A 15,695-nucleotide genomic window follows, 5' to 3' on the forward strand; every position below is an offset into this window, starting at 1 on the left:
ATTGTTGCAATCGACATAGATACGGGCGGCAATCATGGACTGGTAGAGGGTTTGGCGCTGGGAGGCGTCTCTCTGCCGGTCTCGGGGTTCACTTTGTTCCATGGGAGGTAGAAGATGGGACGTCTGATCCGTGGCCTGTTGGCCACAACATTTATCGCATCTGCAATGGGCGGGACAGCAGTCGCGCAGGACAAGTCCAAAGTCTTTTTCCTATTGCCCAATCAAACGACAATTCGCTTTGCAAGCCGTGACGCGCCGTTTTTCGTTCAGGCAATGAAGGAAAAAGCACCCAGCGTTGAAGTGGTGGTTCAAAATGCACAGGGCGATCCCACCAAACAGCAGGCTCAGGTCGAAGATGCGATTGCGCAGGGAGCAAAGGTAATCCTGCTCACCTCTGCCGACGCAAATCTTGCTGCCGGTGGACTCGCCGCTGCCGCCAACGCAAACATCCCGGTTGTTCTTTACGATCACGACGCAGTAGGAGGAAAGGCCGACGCTCATATTGTTTTTGACTCACTCGCGGTTGGCCAGGAGCAGGGCAAGCGCGCCGCTGAATTAATCAAGGCCATGTCGAAGCCGCTGGTCAAGGTTGCTCGCGTTAAGGGTAATCAGGGCGAGTATGGTACTGGGCAATATGAGAAGGGGCAGAACGAATTTCTCCAGCCGCTGATCGACTCCGGAAAAGTCAAAATCGTCTGCGAACAGTACACCCAGAATTGGGATCCGGTGCTGGCCCAGAACTTTGCTGAGGATTGCCTTACAAAGAATGGCGGCGACGTTGACGTCTTTCTTGGCATGAATGACGGCACCACGGGCGGCTCTGTGGCGGCCCTTATTTCTCAGGGATACAAGCCTGGAGAGAAGCTCGTAACCGGCGGCCAGGATGCCACTGTCGAAGCACTTCGCTACATCGCACAAGGGTGGCAAGACAACTCCGTTCTCAAAGACCTCAAGGTGCAGGCAACTCAGGCCGCGGATGTCGTCTCTTCGATTGTCGCCGGCAAGGGCGTGCCGAAGGACGTTGTCAACGGCAAGGTCAATAACACCTTCATGGATGTTCCGGCCGTGTTCCTGCCCGTCACTAACATCACCAAGGACAATCTTGGTGATGTGGTCTCGAAGGGCGTTTGGACCTGGGCAGAGATCTGCAAAGGCGTTGAGACGACTGATGTCTGCGCAAAAAATCTTTAATTTGACCATTTGCTGCGGAGGAAAGCGGGGCGACCGCTTTTCTCTTTCCGCTGGATCAATATCCCCGAGGATGAGATGACCGCGACCATTCCAGAGCATTTAGAGGACGATACCCTTTTAAACAGAGAATCCGTTCCGCTAATTTCGATGCGCAACATCCAGAAGTCATTCGGCTCAGTTCATGCCTTGCGAGGGGCTTCGGTTGATGTACATGCGGGCGAGGTCGTCGCACTCGTCGGCGACAACGGCGCTGGCAAGTCGACACTCGTGAAGGTGATGGCGGGTGTGTGGGCCGCTGATTCAGGGGAATACGAAATAGAGGGCAAGCCGGCCAATATTAGAACACCTGCTGATGCGACTGCACAAGGCATTGCAACCGTCTACCAGGATCTGGCCTTATGCAATAACCTAGACGCCGTTCAGAACCTGTTTCTTGGCCGCGAATTGACCGGCTCGGGTATTTTCGGCCGCCGCATTCGACGCGCCGAATGCGAAGTGCGGGCCCGCGAAGTGATGACAAGAATGCGTCTTGGCAATCTTTCGCTGACTCGGCCCGTGGGCGCCATGTCAGGCGGCCAACGTCAGAACATCGCGATCGCCAGATCAATTCTTTGGAAGCCCAAGGTAGTAATCCTCGACGAACCTACGGCTGCTCTCAGTCATTCTGCGGCGCAGCAGGTCGCAGATCTTGTCCGCAGCCTGGCCGACGATGGGCTGGGTATTGTGATCGTCAGTCACGACATCCACCACTTTGTCGTGAACTCGACCGACCGGATCGAGGTCATGCGACTTGGCGCGAATGCGGCGAGCTTTCGCTCTAAAGATGTGACCGGCGAAATGGTTGTCAATGCGATGGTCGGTGGCAATGAAGGGGTTAATCTTGCAGGCTGACAAGAATCTTTTCCATGTTCGAGGATTGAAAACTATGGCTTCTATGGCATCCGTCTCCACAACCGCCGTGCCGAAGCGGCGTACATTCGGAGAGCTTCTCAACAGCGATCTGAGGGCCCTGCCGGTGGTTATCGCGCTGATCGCACTATGGGCCTTCTTCGCCGTTCAAAGCGACATCTTCCTCACGCCACGAAACCTGTCAAACTTGCTTCAGCAATCGACGGTCGTGGGTGTGATGGCGCTCGGCCTGATGTTTGTACTTCTGGTCAAGGAAATCGATCTTTCGATCGCAGCAATACACGGTGTCACCGCGGTCTTCAGTGCCAAGCTGATTGTCGATTATGGATTTTCACCTTGGTTGGCGCTTCCTATTGCCATATTGATCGGAGCTGCAATCGGGTCCTGTTCTGCGCGGTGGGTGAACTGGGTTGGGGTGCCGTCATTCGTTGTAACCTTGGGGTTGGGACTCGCACTCAACGGTATCCAATTACTTCTACTTCCTGCCACCGCCCGCTATGGCCTGTTAGGAACCGGTATGGAATATATAGCGCAGACGACGATCTCCGGCGCCAGTGCCTGGATCACGTGGGCGGTTGGCCTTGCGCTGTTTGCAGGCCTGATTTCTTCTGGTGTCGCCCGGCGGAGGCGCGCAGGTCTCGAAGTGTCGACGCTTCAGAGCGTGGTTATACCCCTCGTCGGAGCCGGCCTGTTGGGAGCACTTGTCGTACTGGTCCTCAACGCCAGCCAAGGCATCCCATTGCCCGTTCTTATCTTCGTTGTTCTTCTCGGCATCGGCGGCTACGTCCTGAACGAAACGCAATTCGGTCTTTATCTCTATGCTGTGGGAAACAATGACGAAGCGGCACGACGGGCTGGCATCAGGGTGCCGCTCATCCGCATGGCAGCCTTTGCGATTGCAGGGGGGGTTGCAGCAATTGCCGGCATCATTGCATCATCGCGAACCCTTGGGGTGGGCGTCTTCTCGGGCGGTGGGGTCGGCGGTGGAACTCTGCTTCTGGAATCAATTGCGGCGGCAGTTATCGGCGGTGTGAGCCTATTCGGCGGCCGAGGCTCCATTCATGCGGCGCTTTTGGGTGCTTTGGTAATCGGCACCGTCCAAAACGGCCTGAATCTCATGGGTGTGGAGAACGAAGTTCGTCTGATTGTCACCGGTCTTCTCCTGGTTCTCGCCGTTTCCATAGACAAGATCATTGAGAAACTGACTGGGCAAAACTCGTTCTGATCTAGCGCCACGCGAGGTGAGGGCGAGGCCACCGCCGCTGCTTGTGAGAACCGTTCGATTTGACCTTGGCAATCTTTTGTTATTCAGCGCATGATGCAATGAAATTTGCAGGTTTAAAAAATGACAGAGATCGAATCACCGCGCGATTATGAGGAATTCATTCGTCTGGTCCATGACCGTTATGACGGTATGAGCAAAACCTATCAGAAGATCTCGGTCTATCTTACGCAGAGCCCAAATGATGTGGCGGTCCTTTCTGTCAATGCAATCGCAGATCGCTGCGGCATCCACGCGTCCAGTTTCGTGCGTTTCGCACAGTCCTTGGGCTACGCGGGTTTTAAAGATCTACAAGGTTTGTTTCAGCGCCGGCTTTCGACGGCCGCACCCGGTTTTGAAGCGCGAAAGAAGGCACTTGAAGGAGAGTTGGGCGCGCGCACGGACAGAAGCGAGGCAGGATTTCTACGCGACCTTGTGGTGCGGGACATTGCGTCGCTGCAGGACGTACTTGCTCAAATCTCAGGCGAGGATCTGGCCACGGCGGTTGACCTTCTGGAAAAAAGCGAGACGATCTACTTAATTGGGCAGCTGCGCTCAGCACCGGTCGTCGACTTGCTGCGTTATATTCTTACCATGCTTGGAAAGCGATGTGTTCTGCTCGACCCGAGCGGTGGGCTTGCCACGTACATGGCACGCGTGATGAAGGACACCGATCTTCTGTTTGCAGTATCGTTTCGCTTTTATGCAACGGAAGTCGTGAACGTGGTCGAAGATGCTGCCGCTCGCGGCATTCCTATCGTTGCCATCTCCGATAGCACGCTTTCGCCTCTGGCCAAGTCTGCGAACGTTCTTTTCCCTGTCCCCGAGCATGAATATACGTTTTCACGCTCTCTCGCGGCTCCGATGTGTCTTGCACAGGCTTTGACCGTTGCGTTGGCAAGCCGCCTCCAAGGCAGCAAGGACGAGCCTCGGATTCCAACTGTGACCGGGCAGTAGCGAGCCCATCCCGCGTGATGCAGGCGCTCTCTGCTCCGATGAGTCGATGCAGTGATTGTAGAATTTCGGGCACCAATCGAAATCTGCGAAAAATTGCTATTATCGGAATTTGCAAAGGAACGTTTACCAACGAGTGTCGGTTTTGAACAAACGCCGAAATCCGAGGGTACCGGCAGCAGGCCAGCCATCCAATTGGCGCCCATCCGCGGCATGACCTCGTGTCCTTCAATTCAGCTCGTATGGATCGTTAGTGTCGAGACGCGACATGTGGAGTTCGCGCTTGACTGTCATGCCGGCCAGTCGACCAAAGTCTCGTTCACCGCGCTCAAAGAAAATCATGATCGTGAGTGCCATACGTTCGGCCAGTGGATGCACAAGCGGATCGCGCCCGAGGAAATCACAAGCCCGACGGTGCGCCCTTTGCAAGATGCGCAAGTCCTCTTGGGTGTAGTCGTGGTCAATCGTGGAAAATGGCATGAGGTGCTCCACCTTTGGCGGGAGCACATCTCATCTCTCAAGCGCCGATGGGCCTCTAATTTACCCGGCGTTGTATGGATTGTACGCCTCTGTGGGTGAATTGCGAGTCTTCTGGAAAAGCCTTGCTGCTCCAAGGCGTGGATGGGTTCCTTTAGCTGCCTCAGCGGCGTTGTCACGGTAACCGAAAGATCGCGCGAGATTTCCTCGGTCCCGATTTCAATCGAGTATGCCGGTCATGGCTTTCCACTCAGCCATGGCCCTGAGCCGGTGCAGGTGAATACCAAGAGCGGAGCGGTTGTGGCGGAGTGGAACGAACAGATTTCGAAGGGCTGAGAAGGTGAACACCCGCCCGCGGCAAGATTTGCGATCGCGATGCTGTCGCCAGAGCATTGGAAAGCGGCCAGTTGGCCGGGTATGCAGGGGATGTCTGGTTTCCGCAACCGGCACCGAAAGATCATCCGTGGCGGACCATGCCGCATCACGGAATGACGCCGCACATCTCCGGAACATCCTTGTCCGCCCAGACGCGTTACGCGGCTGGAACACGAGAAATCCTTGAATGCTGGTTCGAAGGGCGGCCCATTCGTGAGGAGTATCTGATCGTTGACGGCGGGAAACTCGCAGGTGCTGGTGCACATTCCTACAGTGCCGGCAATGCAACGGCCGGGTCCGAAGAAGCAGAGCGTTTCAAGAAATGATCTTCGGTAGGCTGGGTTACGCGAGGCCAAGATTTCCGCCCAAAACTTAGGCAAACAGCCAACCCTGCCGACACAAGCAGCACTGCTTTTTTCGCTATGGGGCAGATTTATGTGCAACTGCACCGCAGTTTCACCAATCTGGTTGCACCCCCGCAACTCTACACCACTTGGCATAGTAATTGCTTGATTGATCCTGACAACAGCCAGAACAGGAAACAAGCAAGATGAAGCGCAGACAACTTCTCCTAACATTCGGTGCCGCGATCATGATGATGACACCAATCCTGGCGCCCAAGGCCGCTCGGGCCGACGCGCTTGCCGATATTACAGCGCGAGGCGTGCTGCGCGTGGCTGTTCCACAGGACTTTCCGCCTTTCGGAAGCGTGAGTACCGACATGGCGCCGATGGGGTATGATATCGATATGGCCAATCTGATCGGCGAGAAACTGGGCGTAAAAACCGAACTGGTTCCCGTGACAAGCGCCAATCGCATTCCCTATTTGCAGACGAACAAGGTCGATCTGGTTATTTCCAGCTTGGGCAAGAATGCGGAACGAGAAGCTGTCATCGATTTTTCCAAACCCTATGCGCCATTTTTCAACGGCGTCTTTGCGCCTGAGTCTGTAGCTGTATCGAAGGCTGAAGATCTCTCCGGCAAAACAGTCGGTGTGACGCGCGGTGCCATCGAGGATCTGGAGCTGACCAAGATTGCCACGGGCGATACGGTCATCAAACGCTATGAAGACAATAATGGCACCATTTCGGCTTTCCTTTCCGGCCAGGTGGAGGTTGTGGCGACGGGCAATGTCGTTGCCGCCGCCATCCTTGCCAAGAACCCGCCAAAACGTCCCGAACTGAAGTTCCTGATCAAGAATTCTCCCTGCTATATCGGTCTCAACAAGAACGAACCTGCACTGCTGGAGAAGGTCAACGCCGTCGTAGCAACCGCCAAGTCCGATGGTTCGCTGAATACCATCGCGCAGAAATGGCTAGGCGCCGGCATTCCCGCCGACCTCTGAAACCAGCTTCTCGTCACCCCGCCACGCGGGGTGTCTTTTTCTCCTGAGCGGACGGGGGCTCCACTTTGAAATATATATTTGATTATGCTTGGCTCGCCCAATATTGGCCGGTGCTGTTGAAGGGCATTCTCGTTACCATCCAGCTGATCGCCGTTGGCGCTGTTGTCGGCATAGCGCTCGGCATTGCCTGTGCATGGGTCCGAAGTCTGGGGCCGAAATGTTTGCGCCCGCCAGTCACGGCCTATGTCGAACTAATTCGCAACACACCTTTCCTGATCCAGTTGTTCTTCATCTTCTTTGGCTTGCCCTCGCTCGGGCTGCAGATGAACGAGTTGCAGGCCGCCAATCTGGCGATGATCGTCAATCTCGGCGCTTACAGTTGCGAGATCATCCGGGCAGGCATTCAAGCGACGCCGCGAGGCCAATTCGAAGCCGGGGCAAGCCTTGCCATGTCACCTTTCGAAACATTTCGCCACGTCATCCTCGTCCCTTCGCTGCAACGGATTTGGCCGGCACTGTGTTCACAAGTCATCATCGTCATGCTGGGTTCGTCCGTTGTTTCCCAGATTGCCGCTGAAGATCTGACGTTTGCAGCCAATTTCATCCAGTCCCGCACCTTCAGGGCGTTTGAAGCCTACTTCGTCTCGACGGCAATCTATCTGCTGCTGGCGATATTGCTGCGGCAGGTGCTCATTACCGTGGGGTCGCTGATTTTCCCGAAAAGGAGCCCCCGGTGATCGAATTTTCTCTCTGGGATATTGTTCGCAATCTCCTTCTGTCGGCGCGCTGGACAGTTGTGCTGTCGCTGGTTTCGTTCATTGGCGGCGGGCTCGCCGGGACATTGCTCCTGTTCATGCGGATCGGACGCCGCCGCGTGCTCCGGCTCGCTGCGAAATACTATGTCGAGTTGTTCCAAGGCACGCCGTTGCTGATGCAACTGTTCCTTGCCTTCTTCGGTCTCGGTCTTTTAGGTATCGACGTTCCTGCCTGGCTGGCGGCGGGTGTTGCACTGATCCTGTGGTCCGCCGCGTTTCTCACCGAGATCTGGCGCGGTTGTGTTGAGGCAATCGCCAAGGGACAATGGGAAGCATCGTCCAGCTTGGGCATGGGATATGTGCAGCAGATGCGTTACGTGATCCTTCCGCAAGCGCTGAAGATTGCGATCCCGCCGACCGTCGGCTTTTCCGTTCAGGTCATCAAGGGGACCGCCCTCACCTCGATCATCGGTTTTGTCGAGCTTTCAAAAGCCGGAACCGTCGTGACAAACGCGACTTTCCAACCCTTCACGGTCTACGGGCTCGTCGCACTGATCTATTTCGCGCTGTGCTGGCCGCTCTCGAAGAGCAGCCAGATCTTGGAAAGGAAGCTCAATGTCGCTCATCGAAATCACTGAAGTCCGCAAGAGTTTCGGGGCAATTGAGGTTCTCAGGGGCATCAATATCGATGTCGATCCGGGCGAAGTCATTGCCATCATCGGCAAGAGCGGCTCGGGAAAATCGACACTGTTACGTTGCATCAACGGTCTGGAACTGATTGATGATGGCTCGATTTCCGTCGCTGGTGCGCAATTGTTGCCAGATGAACTCCATCTCAAGGCGCTGCGGCAGAAAGTCGGCATGATCTTTCAACAATTCAATCTCTTTCCGCATCTGACCGCCGGTGGCAATGTGATGCTTTCACAGATGGTGGTGAAGATGACGCCGAAGGCCGAAGCCGAAGCCATGGCACGCAAGATGCTCGACCGAGTGGGGCTTGGCCACAAATACGACGCCTTTCCTGACGAACTGTCCGGCGGACAGCAACAGCGCGTCGCCATCGCACGTGCGCTTGCGATGCAGCCTATCGCCTTGCTCTGCGATGAAATCACCTCGGCGCTCGATCCGGAACTCGTGGCTGAGGTTCTGGGTGTGGTGCGTGAACTCGCCGCGGAGGGCATGACCCTGCTGATGGTGACGCATGAAATGAAATTCGCCCGCGACGTCTGCAGCCGGGTCGTCTTCATGCATCAGGGCCGTGTGCACGAGATTGGAAGACCAGAGGAGGTCTTTGCCGATCCGAAGACACCGGAACTGAAGCAGTTTTTGGGAGTGGTTGCCACCGATCGTGCGGGATCGTCGTGCGGATGATCGGTTCTGTTGCAACTTTTCGATTACCGTTTGTGTGGCATTGAATATCTGACGAAAACGCAGACGTTCAGATGTTCAAAGGCCGTCAATTCGATCGATCTGTGAACCTGCTTTGTGTGCGCTGGTATCTGGCTTATGGACTGAGCCTGCGCAACTAGAAAGAGATGATGGCCGAGCGCGGCATCAGTGTGGATCATTCTACCATTCATCGATGGGTTATCCATTTTTCACCGTGGCTGATGAAACGCTACAGCTTGCGCAAGCGTAAGGTATCCAGAGCAAAGTTTCGGGGACAATGGATGTATCTTTACCGTGCCATCGACAGTCTCGGCGATACGGTTGAATTCAGGTTTAGCGAACACAGAGATCTCCGGGCAGCGAAACGCTTCTTCAAGCAGGCATTGCAACGACACGGACAGCCGGAACGTGTTGTCATCGACGGTACCCGATGCCGCGACTGCCGTCCGGCAGGGACTGGTTGTCGTGCCGCTGCACGACCACCGGTGATATCGGTTGTATCTCTAAAAGGATGTAATTGCTGTAAAGGAAGTGCGATGGCAGAAGTGAATAGTCCGCAGAAGCCTGATCCCTCGATATCGCCATCGAACGACGGAGTCCGGGCAAACCTCCTGCTTGGTACGGCCGTGACAATACTTCTCTTCGGCGGCCTGGGTGCCTGGGCCTCCACGACCTCACTGGCTGGAGCAGTCATCGCGGCGGGTACAGTCGTTGTCGAAAGCAACGTGAAAAAGGTACAGCATCAATCCGGCGGCATCGTTGGCGAAATTTTGGTTCACGAAGGGGATGCTGTCTCGGCCGGCGATGTCCTGCTCAGGCTTGATGAAACGCTGACGCGAGCCAATCTTCAGATTATCAGCCAACAATACGACCGCATGATTGCTCGGGAATCGCGCTTGCAGGCCGAACGTTTGGGCCTGCCCGAAATCGAGTTCCCCGATAGTTTGCAACAGCGAATGGACGATCCGCAGGTCGCGGTGGTCGTCGCCGGAGAACAAGCACTGTTCGATAGCCGGAATAAGGCGCTCGCTGGTCACAAGGCTCAGTTGGAAACTCGCGTGGCTCAATTGCGCCAGCAAATCGACGGTCTTACCGCGCAGCAAAAAGCGATGGATGAATCGGCAGAGCTCGTCGAGAAGGATTGGAGCAGTCTGCAGACTCTTTATGACAAGAAGCTTGTTTCGCTCGAGCGCGTTAGTGATCTTCATTTGAATCTGTCACGATTACGCGGCGAGTCCGGGCGATTGGTCGCTGCAAACGCGGAAATCGAAGGAAAAATAGGCGAGACGAAGCTTCAGTATCTTCAGCTCGATGAGGATATGCGCAAGGACGTTAATGAGGAGCTGCGCGAAATAGAAGGGAAGGCCGTCGAATTACTTGAGCGTCAACTGGTTGCCCAAGACCAGCTTATGCGTACCGATATCCGCGCTCCGCAGTCAGGGCTGGTGCAGGAACTTGCCGTCCATACCGTCGGGGGGGTCATTGGTGCGGGCGAGACCATCATGCTGATCGTACCCGCTGCCGATCGGCTTGTGGTCGACGCTAAGGTCGCGCCGTCGAGTGTTGACGATATCGAACCAGGCCAGCCGGTTTCTATTCGGTTTTCCGCATTCGATGCTAACACCACACCTGAGTGCCATGGAGTTGTGGAAAGAATCTCTGCCGACCTCATCAGGGACACTCAGATGCAGATTTCTTATTACGTCGCACGAACGACGCTTGATGACAAAGAATCGTGCTTGCGCGGCAAAAGACGTCTTCTGCCCGGCATGCCAGCCGAAGTTCACATACAGACAGGTGAACGCAATGTTTGGTCCTACCTCATGAAGCCATTGTCAGACCAGATGTTCAGGGCGTTTAGGGAATAGCCATCGCGAACGGACCAGCCGTTCCATTTCGTTGCGCGACGGTCCATGAATCCGCCTGCCCCGACTCAACAGGAGTGCCTCTCCCAACGTGATGGACCGGCTTGTTTAAGGATTGCGGCACCAACGATACTTCTCTGCAAAGCGCCGCCAAGTGCTTATCCGCCTAAAGAGTTACCGTATGGCACATCAGTGCCGGCTGAAGTCCGGACAGCTTTGCCGTTCCTGGACATCGCGCCTAGAGAGCGTCGCCCACACCCCGTCTTTCGGCCGCAGCGTAATTGACGGATGGGGTGTCACCTTTCGTTCGAGGTGCAAGGCAATCCTGAAGCGGTGCACGATCGTGGCAAGAATCAGAACCGCTTCCATCATCGCAAAGCGCTGGCCGATGCAGATGCGCGGGCCGCCGCCGAAGGGGCAGTAGGCGAACCTCGGCAGCTCGCGGTGCAGACCATCCGCCCATCGGCCGGGCAGGAATTCGTCGGGGCGGTCGAAGTTGCGCGGGTCGCGGTGTATCACCCAGGGCGAGATCAGGATCGTGGTGCCTGCCGGTACGGCGTAGCCGCCCAGCTCGCAATCGCGCACGGCCTCACGACCGATCGTCCATACCGGCGGATAGAGCCGCATCGCCTCGGTGACCACGCACTCCGCGAACCGCAATGACGGCAAGTCCTCCACGATTGCGCAGCGGCCGTGCAGCAACTCTCCTGCCTCGGCTGCCAGCTCCGCTTGAACGTCTGGGTACCGTCCGAGGAGATAGCAGGTCCAGGAGAGCGCGAGAGCGGTGGTCTCGTGGCCGGCCAGGATCAGCGTGATCGCCTCGTCACGCAGCTGGCGATCGGACATCGGCTGCCCGTTCTCGTCTCTCGCCGCCATCAACTTGGAGAGGAGATCGGTGCCTGCCGTTTTTGCTGACCGGCGCTCGCCGATCAGCCTGTCGATCAGCCGCTCGATCCGCGCGATCGCGCGCCTGTAGCGTATGTGGCCCGGAAGAGGAACGAAGTCGGGTACAACAAACGGACGCTTGAATCGGGCGGCAATCTCCCCTGTGAGGTCGTTCAGCGCACGATCTATTTGCGAAACATCCTCCGCGATTTCGGAGTCGAACAACGTCTTCGCGGCGATTTCGAGCGTGAGTGCCATCATTTCGGCATGCAGGTTGCGGGTTTCGCCATCCCGCCAGTTCTCCAGCATCCGCTCGGTGTGGCACACCATGGCCGTACCGTAGCCCTGCAACTGGCCGCCGGCAAATGCAGGAGCCGCAAGCCGCCGCTGTCGGTGCCAAAGCTCGCCCTCACTCGTCAGCAGGCCGCTGCCGAAGAGCGCAGTGACGTGTCTCCAGAAGAAGCTGTGCTTGACGAAATTCTCATGCTCCTTGACGAGAACCCTCTCGATGTCGTCGGAGTTAGAGAGCAGCAAGGCCGGCCAGGAGCCGAGCCGCATCGCGACGACATCCCCGTACCGGCGCGCGCTTGCGGTCAGGAAGGCGAGCACGTCGCTGTCGAAGTCGACCAGGTTGCCGATAAGAGGAAGCCCTTTCGGGCCCGGCGGTTTGCCTGCGGACGTCATGTGTCGCACTCCTCGATGACGAAGCGCCGGACCTTTCCCGTCGGCTCCGGTTTGAGCTCGCTGCAGGGCTCTACGACCAACTGCAGATCGCCGACGCCCATGTCGCGCAGTCGATTTCTGATCGGCGACGCAAGATCCTGGAGCCTCGTTGAATCCGGCCTGCTCAGCGTCTCCGCGTAAAAGGGCGAACACCGACGGGCATAGGAAACGACGGCCTCGACGCGGCGCGCCAGCGCTGCCCCGATGCTGTTCTCGGCACCTCAGGACAGCAAATACTCTTAGGCGAGACTAGCAAATTTACAATTGAAGCGCTATCTCGACGCCATGGCGAAACAAAGCACTAAAACTCGTTCACAGTCGACCGGGCAATGGATGCCTTTCAGAAAGGAAGGCGTCAAACGCGCGTCCAAGGTCAAGTTTGGCAGCGTCACAGTGACAGGGACAAAGCCCACCGCAGCAGCCCGTCAAAACTAACGTTGAACGCAGCACCGAAGCACTTAAGCGTATAGGCAAGACGCTTTCCAAGCCGGGTGTAGTGCTTCGAACCAAGAAAGATGTTCCTCAGTTCTCGGTCGCCGAAGGGGAGTCCGGCGTCTTCATTCGCAGTTTGAATGGACGTACTGAACGTGGACGCCTGATCGATGGGTCGTTCCGAGTCATTGATTGACGCAGCTTTCCGAAGCCGTTGAAGAAATACTGAAGGCGCAGCGACGGACTAAGAAGCCGCTTGCGATCGTTTTGGCTGGACACAATGGCTCCGGCAAATCGACGATGTGGCGGCAAATCCTATCCGGCCAGTTACAGATCCCGCTCATCAATGCCGACCGCATGATGCTGTCCATTCTTCCTGAAGCAGGAAGCGATGGTGCGCTCGACAAATGGGCTCAGGTTGCGCGATACCGACGAGGGGTGGATGAAGGTCGCTCAGGATGGTGTCCAAGCCTTTGTGGGTCACGCGATGCAGGCTAAGGTGCCCTTCGCGATGGAAACCGTCTTCTCATATTGGGAAGAGCAGCCCGACGGTTCAGTGCTCTCGAAGCTCGATCTCATCCGCGACATGCAGACGGCCGGCTACTTCGTGCTGCTGTTCTTCGTCGGCCTTACGACTGTCGAGCTCTCGATCTTGCGTGTACAGACCCGTGTCGCCGACAATGGCCATGACCTACCCATGGAGCGTCTGCTGCGTCGCTTTCCCAAGACGCAACGCGCTATTGCGGCCGCTGCTAATGTCGCCGATGCTTCGATTTTCACCGACAACAGCCGCGGCCCAAAGGAAGCCTTCACCGTCTGCCGGGTCCAGTTGGGCGAGAAGGAGATGTTCGATGTCCGTCGCGGGCCGAAGTCGGTTCCGCCGTCGATTGGGGAGTGGTTGGATGTCGTCAGCCCGCTGGTCGCGTGACATCTAGGACCTGGGCGATTATGAATCTGTTGGAATAGCAATGCTGACTGCACCGAACGTCAGCTGTCGCTAAATCAACCCTTCAACCTTACGAAAGAACGGCGGATTGTGCAGGCGAAAACGGGATCTTTCGGGATTGTAGAATTTTAGGGAACAATCCAAAACGGCCATTATCGGCATTTTCAAACGAAGGTTTGCTGACGGTCTCTGGATCTGTACAGACGTCACATTTCAAGAGCTAGTGGCTAGATTTCAGGTGATTAACTTGTGGGTCGTGTGTTCGAATCCATTCGTCTCGAACAGGGTAGCAACTCTGGAATCAAAGTTGACGTTACTCACTTGCGAACATAATCCGGAAATTGATCGCTGATAAGATCGATGATGGATAGCGTTCCAGATAAATGTCTGCGCATGGCGCTTTCAGCGGCTTCCGGGCGTCCCGATTGGATCGCACCGACAATCTCTTGGTGATCCTTGAGGACATTTTGCATCTTGCCGGGCATAGGCAGATTGAGGCGGCGCAATCGGTCAAGATGCACGCTTTGCCGACGGACAGTGGACCAGAGATTAAGGATGCCCGCACGCGCATAAATCTTGCGGTGAAAGTCCTTGTCGAGCGTATCGAACAGATCATATGTCTGCGGGGTGGCCACTTGCCGTTGTCTTGCGAGGACTTCCTCGAGTTCTGCTGCGATTTGGACCGGGCACTCGGCTGTCAGGCGACGAACAGCTTCGAGTTCAATCGAGAGCCGGAGGAATTGCGCTTGCCTTGCGTGATCAATATCGATCTTTGCCACGACAGTCGCGTATTGGGGAAAGACTTCGACAATGCCTTCTTCTTCCAGGCGCATGAGCGCATCCCGGACCGGGGTCTGACTGACGCCGAACTCCAATTGAAGCGAAGCCCTGGAAAGAATTGTTCCCGGCACAAGTTCAACAGAGAGAATGCGGTCCCTCAATATCTCGTGAATCTGATGGGCGACCTGCCGTGTCCGGTCCAGAACGCTGTTTTTCACCCTGCCGCTCATGATTGCTGCTCTCTCGTTGTCTGTCTCCATTGCAGTACCACAATTATTTAGTTGATGCACTGATGCATTAGTGCTTTAATGGAAATAAGCGATGTCGGAGGATCGTTGCCCTATGCGAACGACACAGAGAATTATCGGGAGGAAAATATGCGATTATTTAAGGGCGGTATTGCCGCATTTGGTATCATTCTGGGTTTAGGCTCGTCTGGCTATGCCCAGGAGAAGACGGATATCTCCATAACACGTCAGCCGGGCATCCTTTACCTGGCGAGCCATGTTATGGAAACGCAAAAGCTCATTGAGAAGCACGCGGCCGAGGATGGCCTCGAAGATGTTACCGTCAATTGGCGCACCTTCAGCGGCGGCGGCGCACAAACCGATGCGCTTCTTTCCGGGAATGTCGACATCGTCAACACCGGGACGGGCAACCTGCTTCTGCTGTGGGACAGAACACGCGGCAAGGTGAAAGGGATCATCACCAGTTCGGCGCAGCCGGTCATCATGGTATCGCGTGACCCCAAGATCAAATCACTGAAGGACATCGGTCCGAGCGACAAGATTGCGGTCCCGACTGTCGGCGTTTCGACGCAGGCGATCCTGTTGCAAATGGCGGCAGGTCAGATGTACGGAGACGGCGACCTCAAACATTTCGATGTCAACACCGTGCAGCTCGGACATCCCGATGCGATGGCAGCGCTGGCGAACAAGAGCCACGAGGTGGCCAGTCATTTCTCCGCACCGCCTTTCCAGTATCTGGAGATCGATGCCGGCAACCACATCGTCGTCAATTCCAAGGACATCATTGGCGGTCCTTTAACTCAAGCGACGTTCTTCACGACAACGGATTTTGCCGAGACAAATCCTGTCATCATCAAGGCCGTGCGTGAAGCCACGGTCGAAGCAATCGACATGATCAAGAAGAACCCGCGCGACGCCCTGAGCGCCTACAAGCAGGTTTCGGGGGATAAAACCGATCTTGATGCCCTGGTGAAAATCATCGAGCAGCCGGACATGATGGAGTTCCGCACCGATCCGCAGGGAACAATGAAGTTTGCCACCCATCTGCACAAGATCGGGACGCTCAAGACGATGCCTGCGGCGTGGACAGACTATTATCTGCCTGAATCTGCCGATCTGAAAGGCAACTAACTGTCGGCAACGAGCCAACGACCTGGCAG

At 56.1% G+C, this 15,695-nt stretch carries 15 protein-coding genes and 3 pseudogenes; 14 read left to right on the forward strand and 4 right to left on the reverse strand.

What is annotated here, in order from left to right:
* Window positions 1-114: 114 nt before the first annotated feature.
* The 4 genes from ACSQ3H_RS26140 to ACSQ3H_RS26155 all read left to right on the forward strand — a co-directional run bounded on the left by ACSQ3H_RS26140 (window position 115) and on the right by ACSQ3H_RS26155 (window position 4,318).
* A complete protein-coding gene (locus ACSQ3H_RS26140; protein WP_436120042.1) occupies window positions 115-1,191 on the forward strand; it encodes an ABC transporter substrate-binding protein in 1,077 nt (358 codons plus the stop codon).
* Window positions 1,192-1,266: 75 nt separating this feature from the next.
* Entirely contained in the window at window positions 1,267-2,082 is an 816-nt protein-coding gene (locus ACSQ3H_RS26145; protein WP_436120043.1) for an ATP-binding cassette domain-containing protein, read from the forward strand.
* Window positions 2,083-2,116: 34 nt separating this feature from the next.
* Window positions 2,117-3,325 carry a sugar ABC transporter permease gene (locus tag ACSQ3H_RS26150; RefSeq protein WP_436120044.1) on the forward strand — a complete coding sequence of 403 codons (1,209 nt, stop codon included), beginning with the start codon at window positions 2,117-2,119 and terminating at the stop codon, window positions 3,323-3,325.
* Window positions 3,326-3,445: 120 nt separating this feature from the next.
* Window positions 3,446-4,318 (forward strand): MurR/RpiR family transcriptional regulator, encoded by an 873-nt coding sequence (locus tag ACSQ3H_RS26155; protein WP_436120045.1) that lies wholly within the window; start codon window positions 3,446-3,448, stop codon window positions 4,316-4,318.
* Between the two features lie 225 nt (window positions 4,319-4,543).
* Here ACSQ3H_RS26155 and ACSQ3H_RS26160 read toward each other — a convergent pair whose 3' ends face one another.
* Window positions 4,544-4,795 (reverse strand): hypothetical protein, encoded by a 252-nt coding sequence (locus ACSQ3H_RS26160; RefSeq protein WP_436120046.1) that lies wholly within the window; start codon window positions 4,793-4,795, stop codon window positions 4,544-4,546.
* A 216-nt stretch (window positions 4,796-5,011) separates the two neighbouring features.
* A pseudogene (locus ACSQ3H_RS26165) lies at window positions 5,012-5,131 on the reverse strand (IS6 family transposase); the annotation flags it as partial.
* Between the two features lie 11 nt (window positions 5,132-5,142).
* Between ACSQ3H_RS26165 and ACSQ3H_RS26170 the strand changes: the two are divergent.
* The 7 genes and pseudogenes from ACSQ3H_RS26170 to ACSQ3H_RS26200 form a co-directional block, all read left to right on the forward strand.
* A pseudogene (locus ACSQ3H_RS26170) lies at window positions 5,143-5,493 on the forward strand (NAD(P)-dependent oxidoreductase); the annotation flags it as partial.
* Between the two features lie 224 nt (window positions 5,494-5,717).
* On the forward strand, window positions 5,718-6,512 hold the full coding sequence (locus tag ACSQ3H_RS26175) for a transporter substrate-binding domain-containing protein (protein ID WP_436120047.1): 795 nt from the start codon (window positions 5,718-5,720) through the stop codon (window positions 6,510-6,512).
* 65 nt (window positions 6,513-6,577) lie between these two features.
* Complete coding sequence (locus tag ACSQ3H_RS26180; protein ID WP_436120048.1) at window positions 6,578-7,249, forward strand: amino acid ABC transporter permease; 672 nt, start codon at window positions 6,578-6,580, stop codon at window positions 7,247-7,249.
* A complete protein-coding gene (locus ACSQ3H_RS26185; RefSeq protein WP_436120049.1) occupies window positions 7,246-7,905 on the forward strand; it encodes an amino acid ABC transporter permease in 660 nt (219 codons plus the stop codon). Before ACSQ3H_RS26180 ends, ACSQ3H_RS26185 begins: the two co-directional genes overlap by 4 nt.
* Window positions 7,883-8,638, forward strand: a complete 756-nt coding sequence (locus tag ACSQ3H_RS26190; protein ID WP_436120050.1) for an amino acid ABC transporter ATP-binding protein — start codon at window positions 7,883-7,885, stop codon at window positions 8,636-8,638. Before ACSQ3H_RS26185 ends, ACSQ3H_RS26190 begins: the two co-directional genes overlap by 23 nt.
* Before the next feature lie 71 nt (window positions 8,639-8,709).
* Window positions 8,710-9,087, forward strand: a pseudogene (locus tag ACSQ3H_RS26195) (IS6 family transposase); the annotation flags it as partial.
* Window positions 9,088-9,192: 105 nt separating this feature from the next.
* Window positions 9,193-10,524, forward strand: coding sequence for an HlyD family type I secretion periplasmic adaptor subunit (locus ACSQ3H_RS26200; RefSeq protein WP_436120408.1), 1,332 nt, complete (start codon window positions 9,193-9,195; stop codon window positions 10,522-10,524).
* A gap of 186 nt (window positions 10,525-10,710) precedes the next feature.
* Here ACSQ3H_RS26200 and ACSQ3H_RS26205 read toward each other — a convergent pair whose 3' ends face one another.
* The gene (locus tag ACSQ3H_RS26205; RefSeq protein WP_436120051.1) at window positions 10,711-12,090 is read right to left on the reverse strand and encodes a cytochrome P450; all 1,380 of its coding nucleotides are present in this window, start codon (window positions 12,088-12,090) and stop codon (window positions 10,711-10,713) included.
* A gap of 663 nt (window positions 12,091-12,753) precedes the next feature.
* Here ACSQ3H_RS26205 and ACSQ3H_RS26210 point away from each other — a divergent pair.
* Both ACSQ3H_RS26210 and ACSQ3H_RS26215 read left to right on the forward strand, forming a co-directional pair.
* A complete protein-coding gene (locus ACSQ3H_RS26210) occupies window positions 12,754-13,059 on the forward strand; it encodes a hypothetical protein (RefSeq protein WP_436120052.1) in 306 nt (101 codons plus the stop codon).
* Window positions 13,004-13,489 (forward strand): hypothetical protein, encoded by a 486-nt coding sequence (locus ACSQ3H_RS26215; protein ID WP_436120053.1) that lies wholly within the window; start codon window positions 13,004-13,006, stop codon window positions 13,487-13,489. The genes ACSQ3H_RS26210 and ACSQ3H_RS26215 overlap by 56 nt, the downstream gene beginning before the upstream one ends.
* A gap of 335 nt (window positions 13,490-13,824) precedes the next feature.
* Here the strand turns inward: ACSQ3H_RS26215 and ACSQ3H_RS26220 are convergent, their stop codons facing one another.
* The gene (locus ACSQ3H_RS26220; RefSeq protein WP_436120054.1) at window positions 13,825-14,547 is read right to left on the reverse strand and encodes a GntR family transcriptional regulator; all 723 of its coding nucleotides are present in this window, start codon (window positions 14,545-14,547) and stop codon (window positions 13,825-13,827) included.
* A 117-nt stretch (window positions 14,548-14,664) separates the two neighbouring features.
* On the opposite strand from ACSQ3H_RS26220, the gene ACSQ3H_RS26225 reads away from it, so the two are divergent.
* Window positions 14,665-15,666, forward strand: coding sequence for an ABC transporter substrate-binding protein (locus ACSQ3H_RS26225; protein WP_436120055.1), 1,002 nt, complete (start codon window positions 14,665-14,667; stop codon window positions 15,664-15,666).
* Window positions 15,667-15,695: the final 29 nt, after the last annotated feature.

This window comes from Phyllobacterium sp. LjRoot231 (assembly GCF_964253365.1).
Classification (GTDB): Bacteria; Pseudomonadota; Alphaproteobacteria; order Rhizobiales; family Rhizobiaceae; genus Phyllobacterium.

Excerpts from the sequence above, each read along its gene's own strand:
- ACSQ3H_RS26225 (WP_436120055.1), top strand. The coding sequence starts at position 14,665 with ATGCGATTATTTAAGGGCGGTATTGCCGCATTTGGTATCATTCTGGGT.
- ACSQ3H_RS26150 (WP_436120044.1), top strand. The coding sequence starts at position 2,117 with ATGGCTTCTATGGCATCCGTCTCCACAACCGCCGTGCCGAAGCGGCGT.
- ACSQ3H_RS26175 (WP_436120047.1), top strand. The coding sequence starts at position 5,718 with ATGAAGCGCAGACAACTTCTCCTAACATTCGGTGCCGCGATCATGATG.
- ACSQ3H_RS26220 (WP_436120054.1), bottom strand. The coding sequence starts at position 14,547 with ATGGAGACAGACAACGAGAGAGCAGCAATCATGAGCGGCAGGGTGAAA.
- ACSQ3H_RS26205 (WP_436120051.1), bottom strand. The coding sequence starts at position 12,090 with ATGACGTCCGCAGGCAAACCGCCGGGCCCGAAAGGGCTTCCTCTTATC.
- ACSQ3H_RS26215 (WP_436120053.1), top strand. The coding sequence starts at position 13,004 with ATGAAGGTCGCTCAGGATGGTGTCCAAGCCTTTGTGGGTCACGCGATG.
- ACSQ3H_RS26140 (WP_436120042.1), top strand. The coding sequence starts at position 115 with ATGGGACGTCTGATCCGTGGCCTGTTGGCCACAACATTTATCGCATCT.
- ACSQ3H_RS26155 (WP_436120045.1), top strand. The coding sequence starts at position 3,446 with ATGACAGAGATCGAATCACCGCGCGATTATGAGGAATTCATTCGTCTG.
- ACSQ3H_RS26145 (WP_436120043.1), top strand. The coding sequence starts at position 1,267 with ATGACCGCGACCATTCCAGAGCATTTAGAGGACGATACCCTTTTAAAC.
- ACSQ3H_RS26200 (WP_436120408.1), top strand. The coding sequence starts at position 9,193 with ATGGCAGAAGTGAATAGTCCGCAGAAGCCTGATCCCTCGATATCGCCA.
- ACSQ3H_RS26190 (WP_436120050.1), top strand. The coding sequence starts at position 7,883 with ATGTCGCTCATCGAAATCACTGAAGTCCGCAAGAGTTTCGGGGCAATT.
- ACSQ3H_RS26160 (WP_436120046.1), bottom strand. The coding sequence starts at position 4,795 with ATGCCATTTTCCACGATTGACCACGACTACACCCAAGAGGACTTGCGC.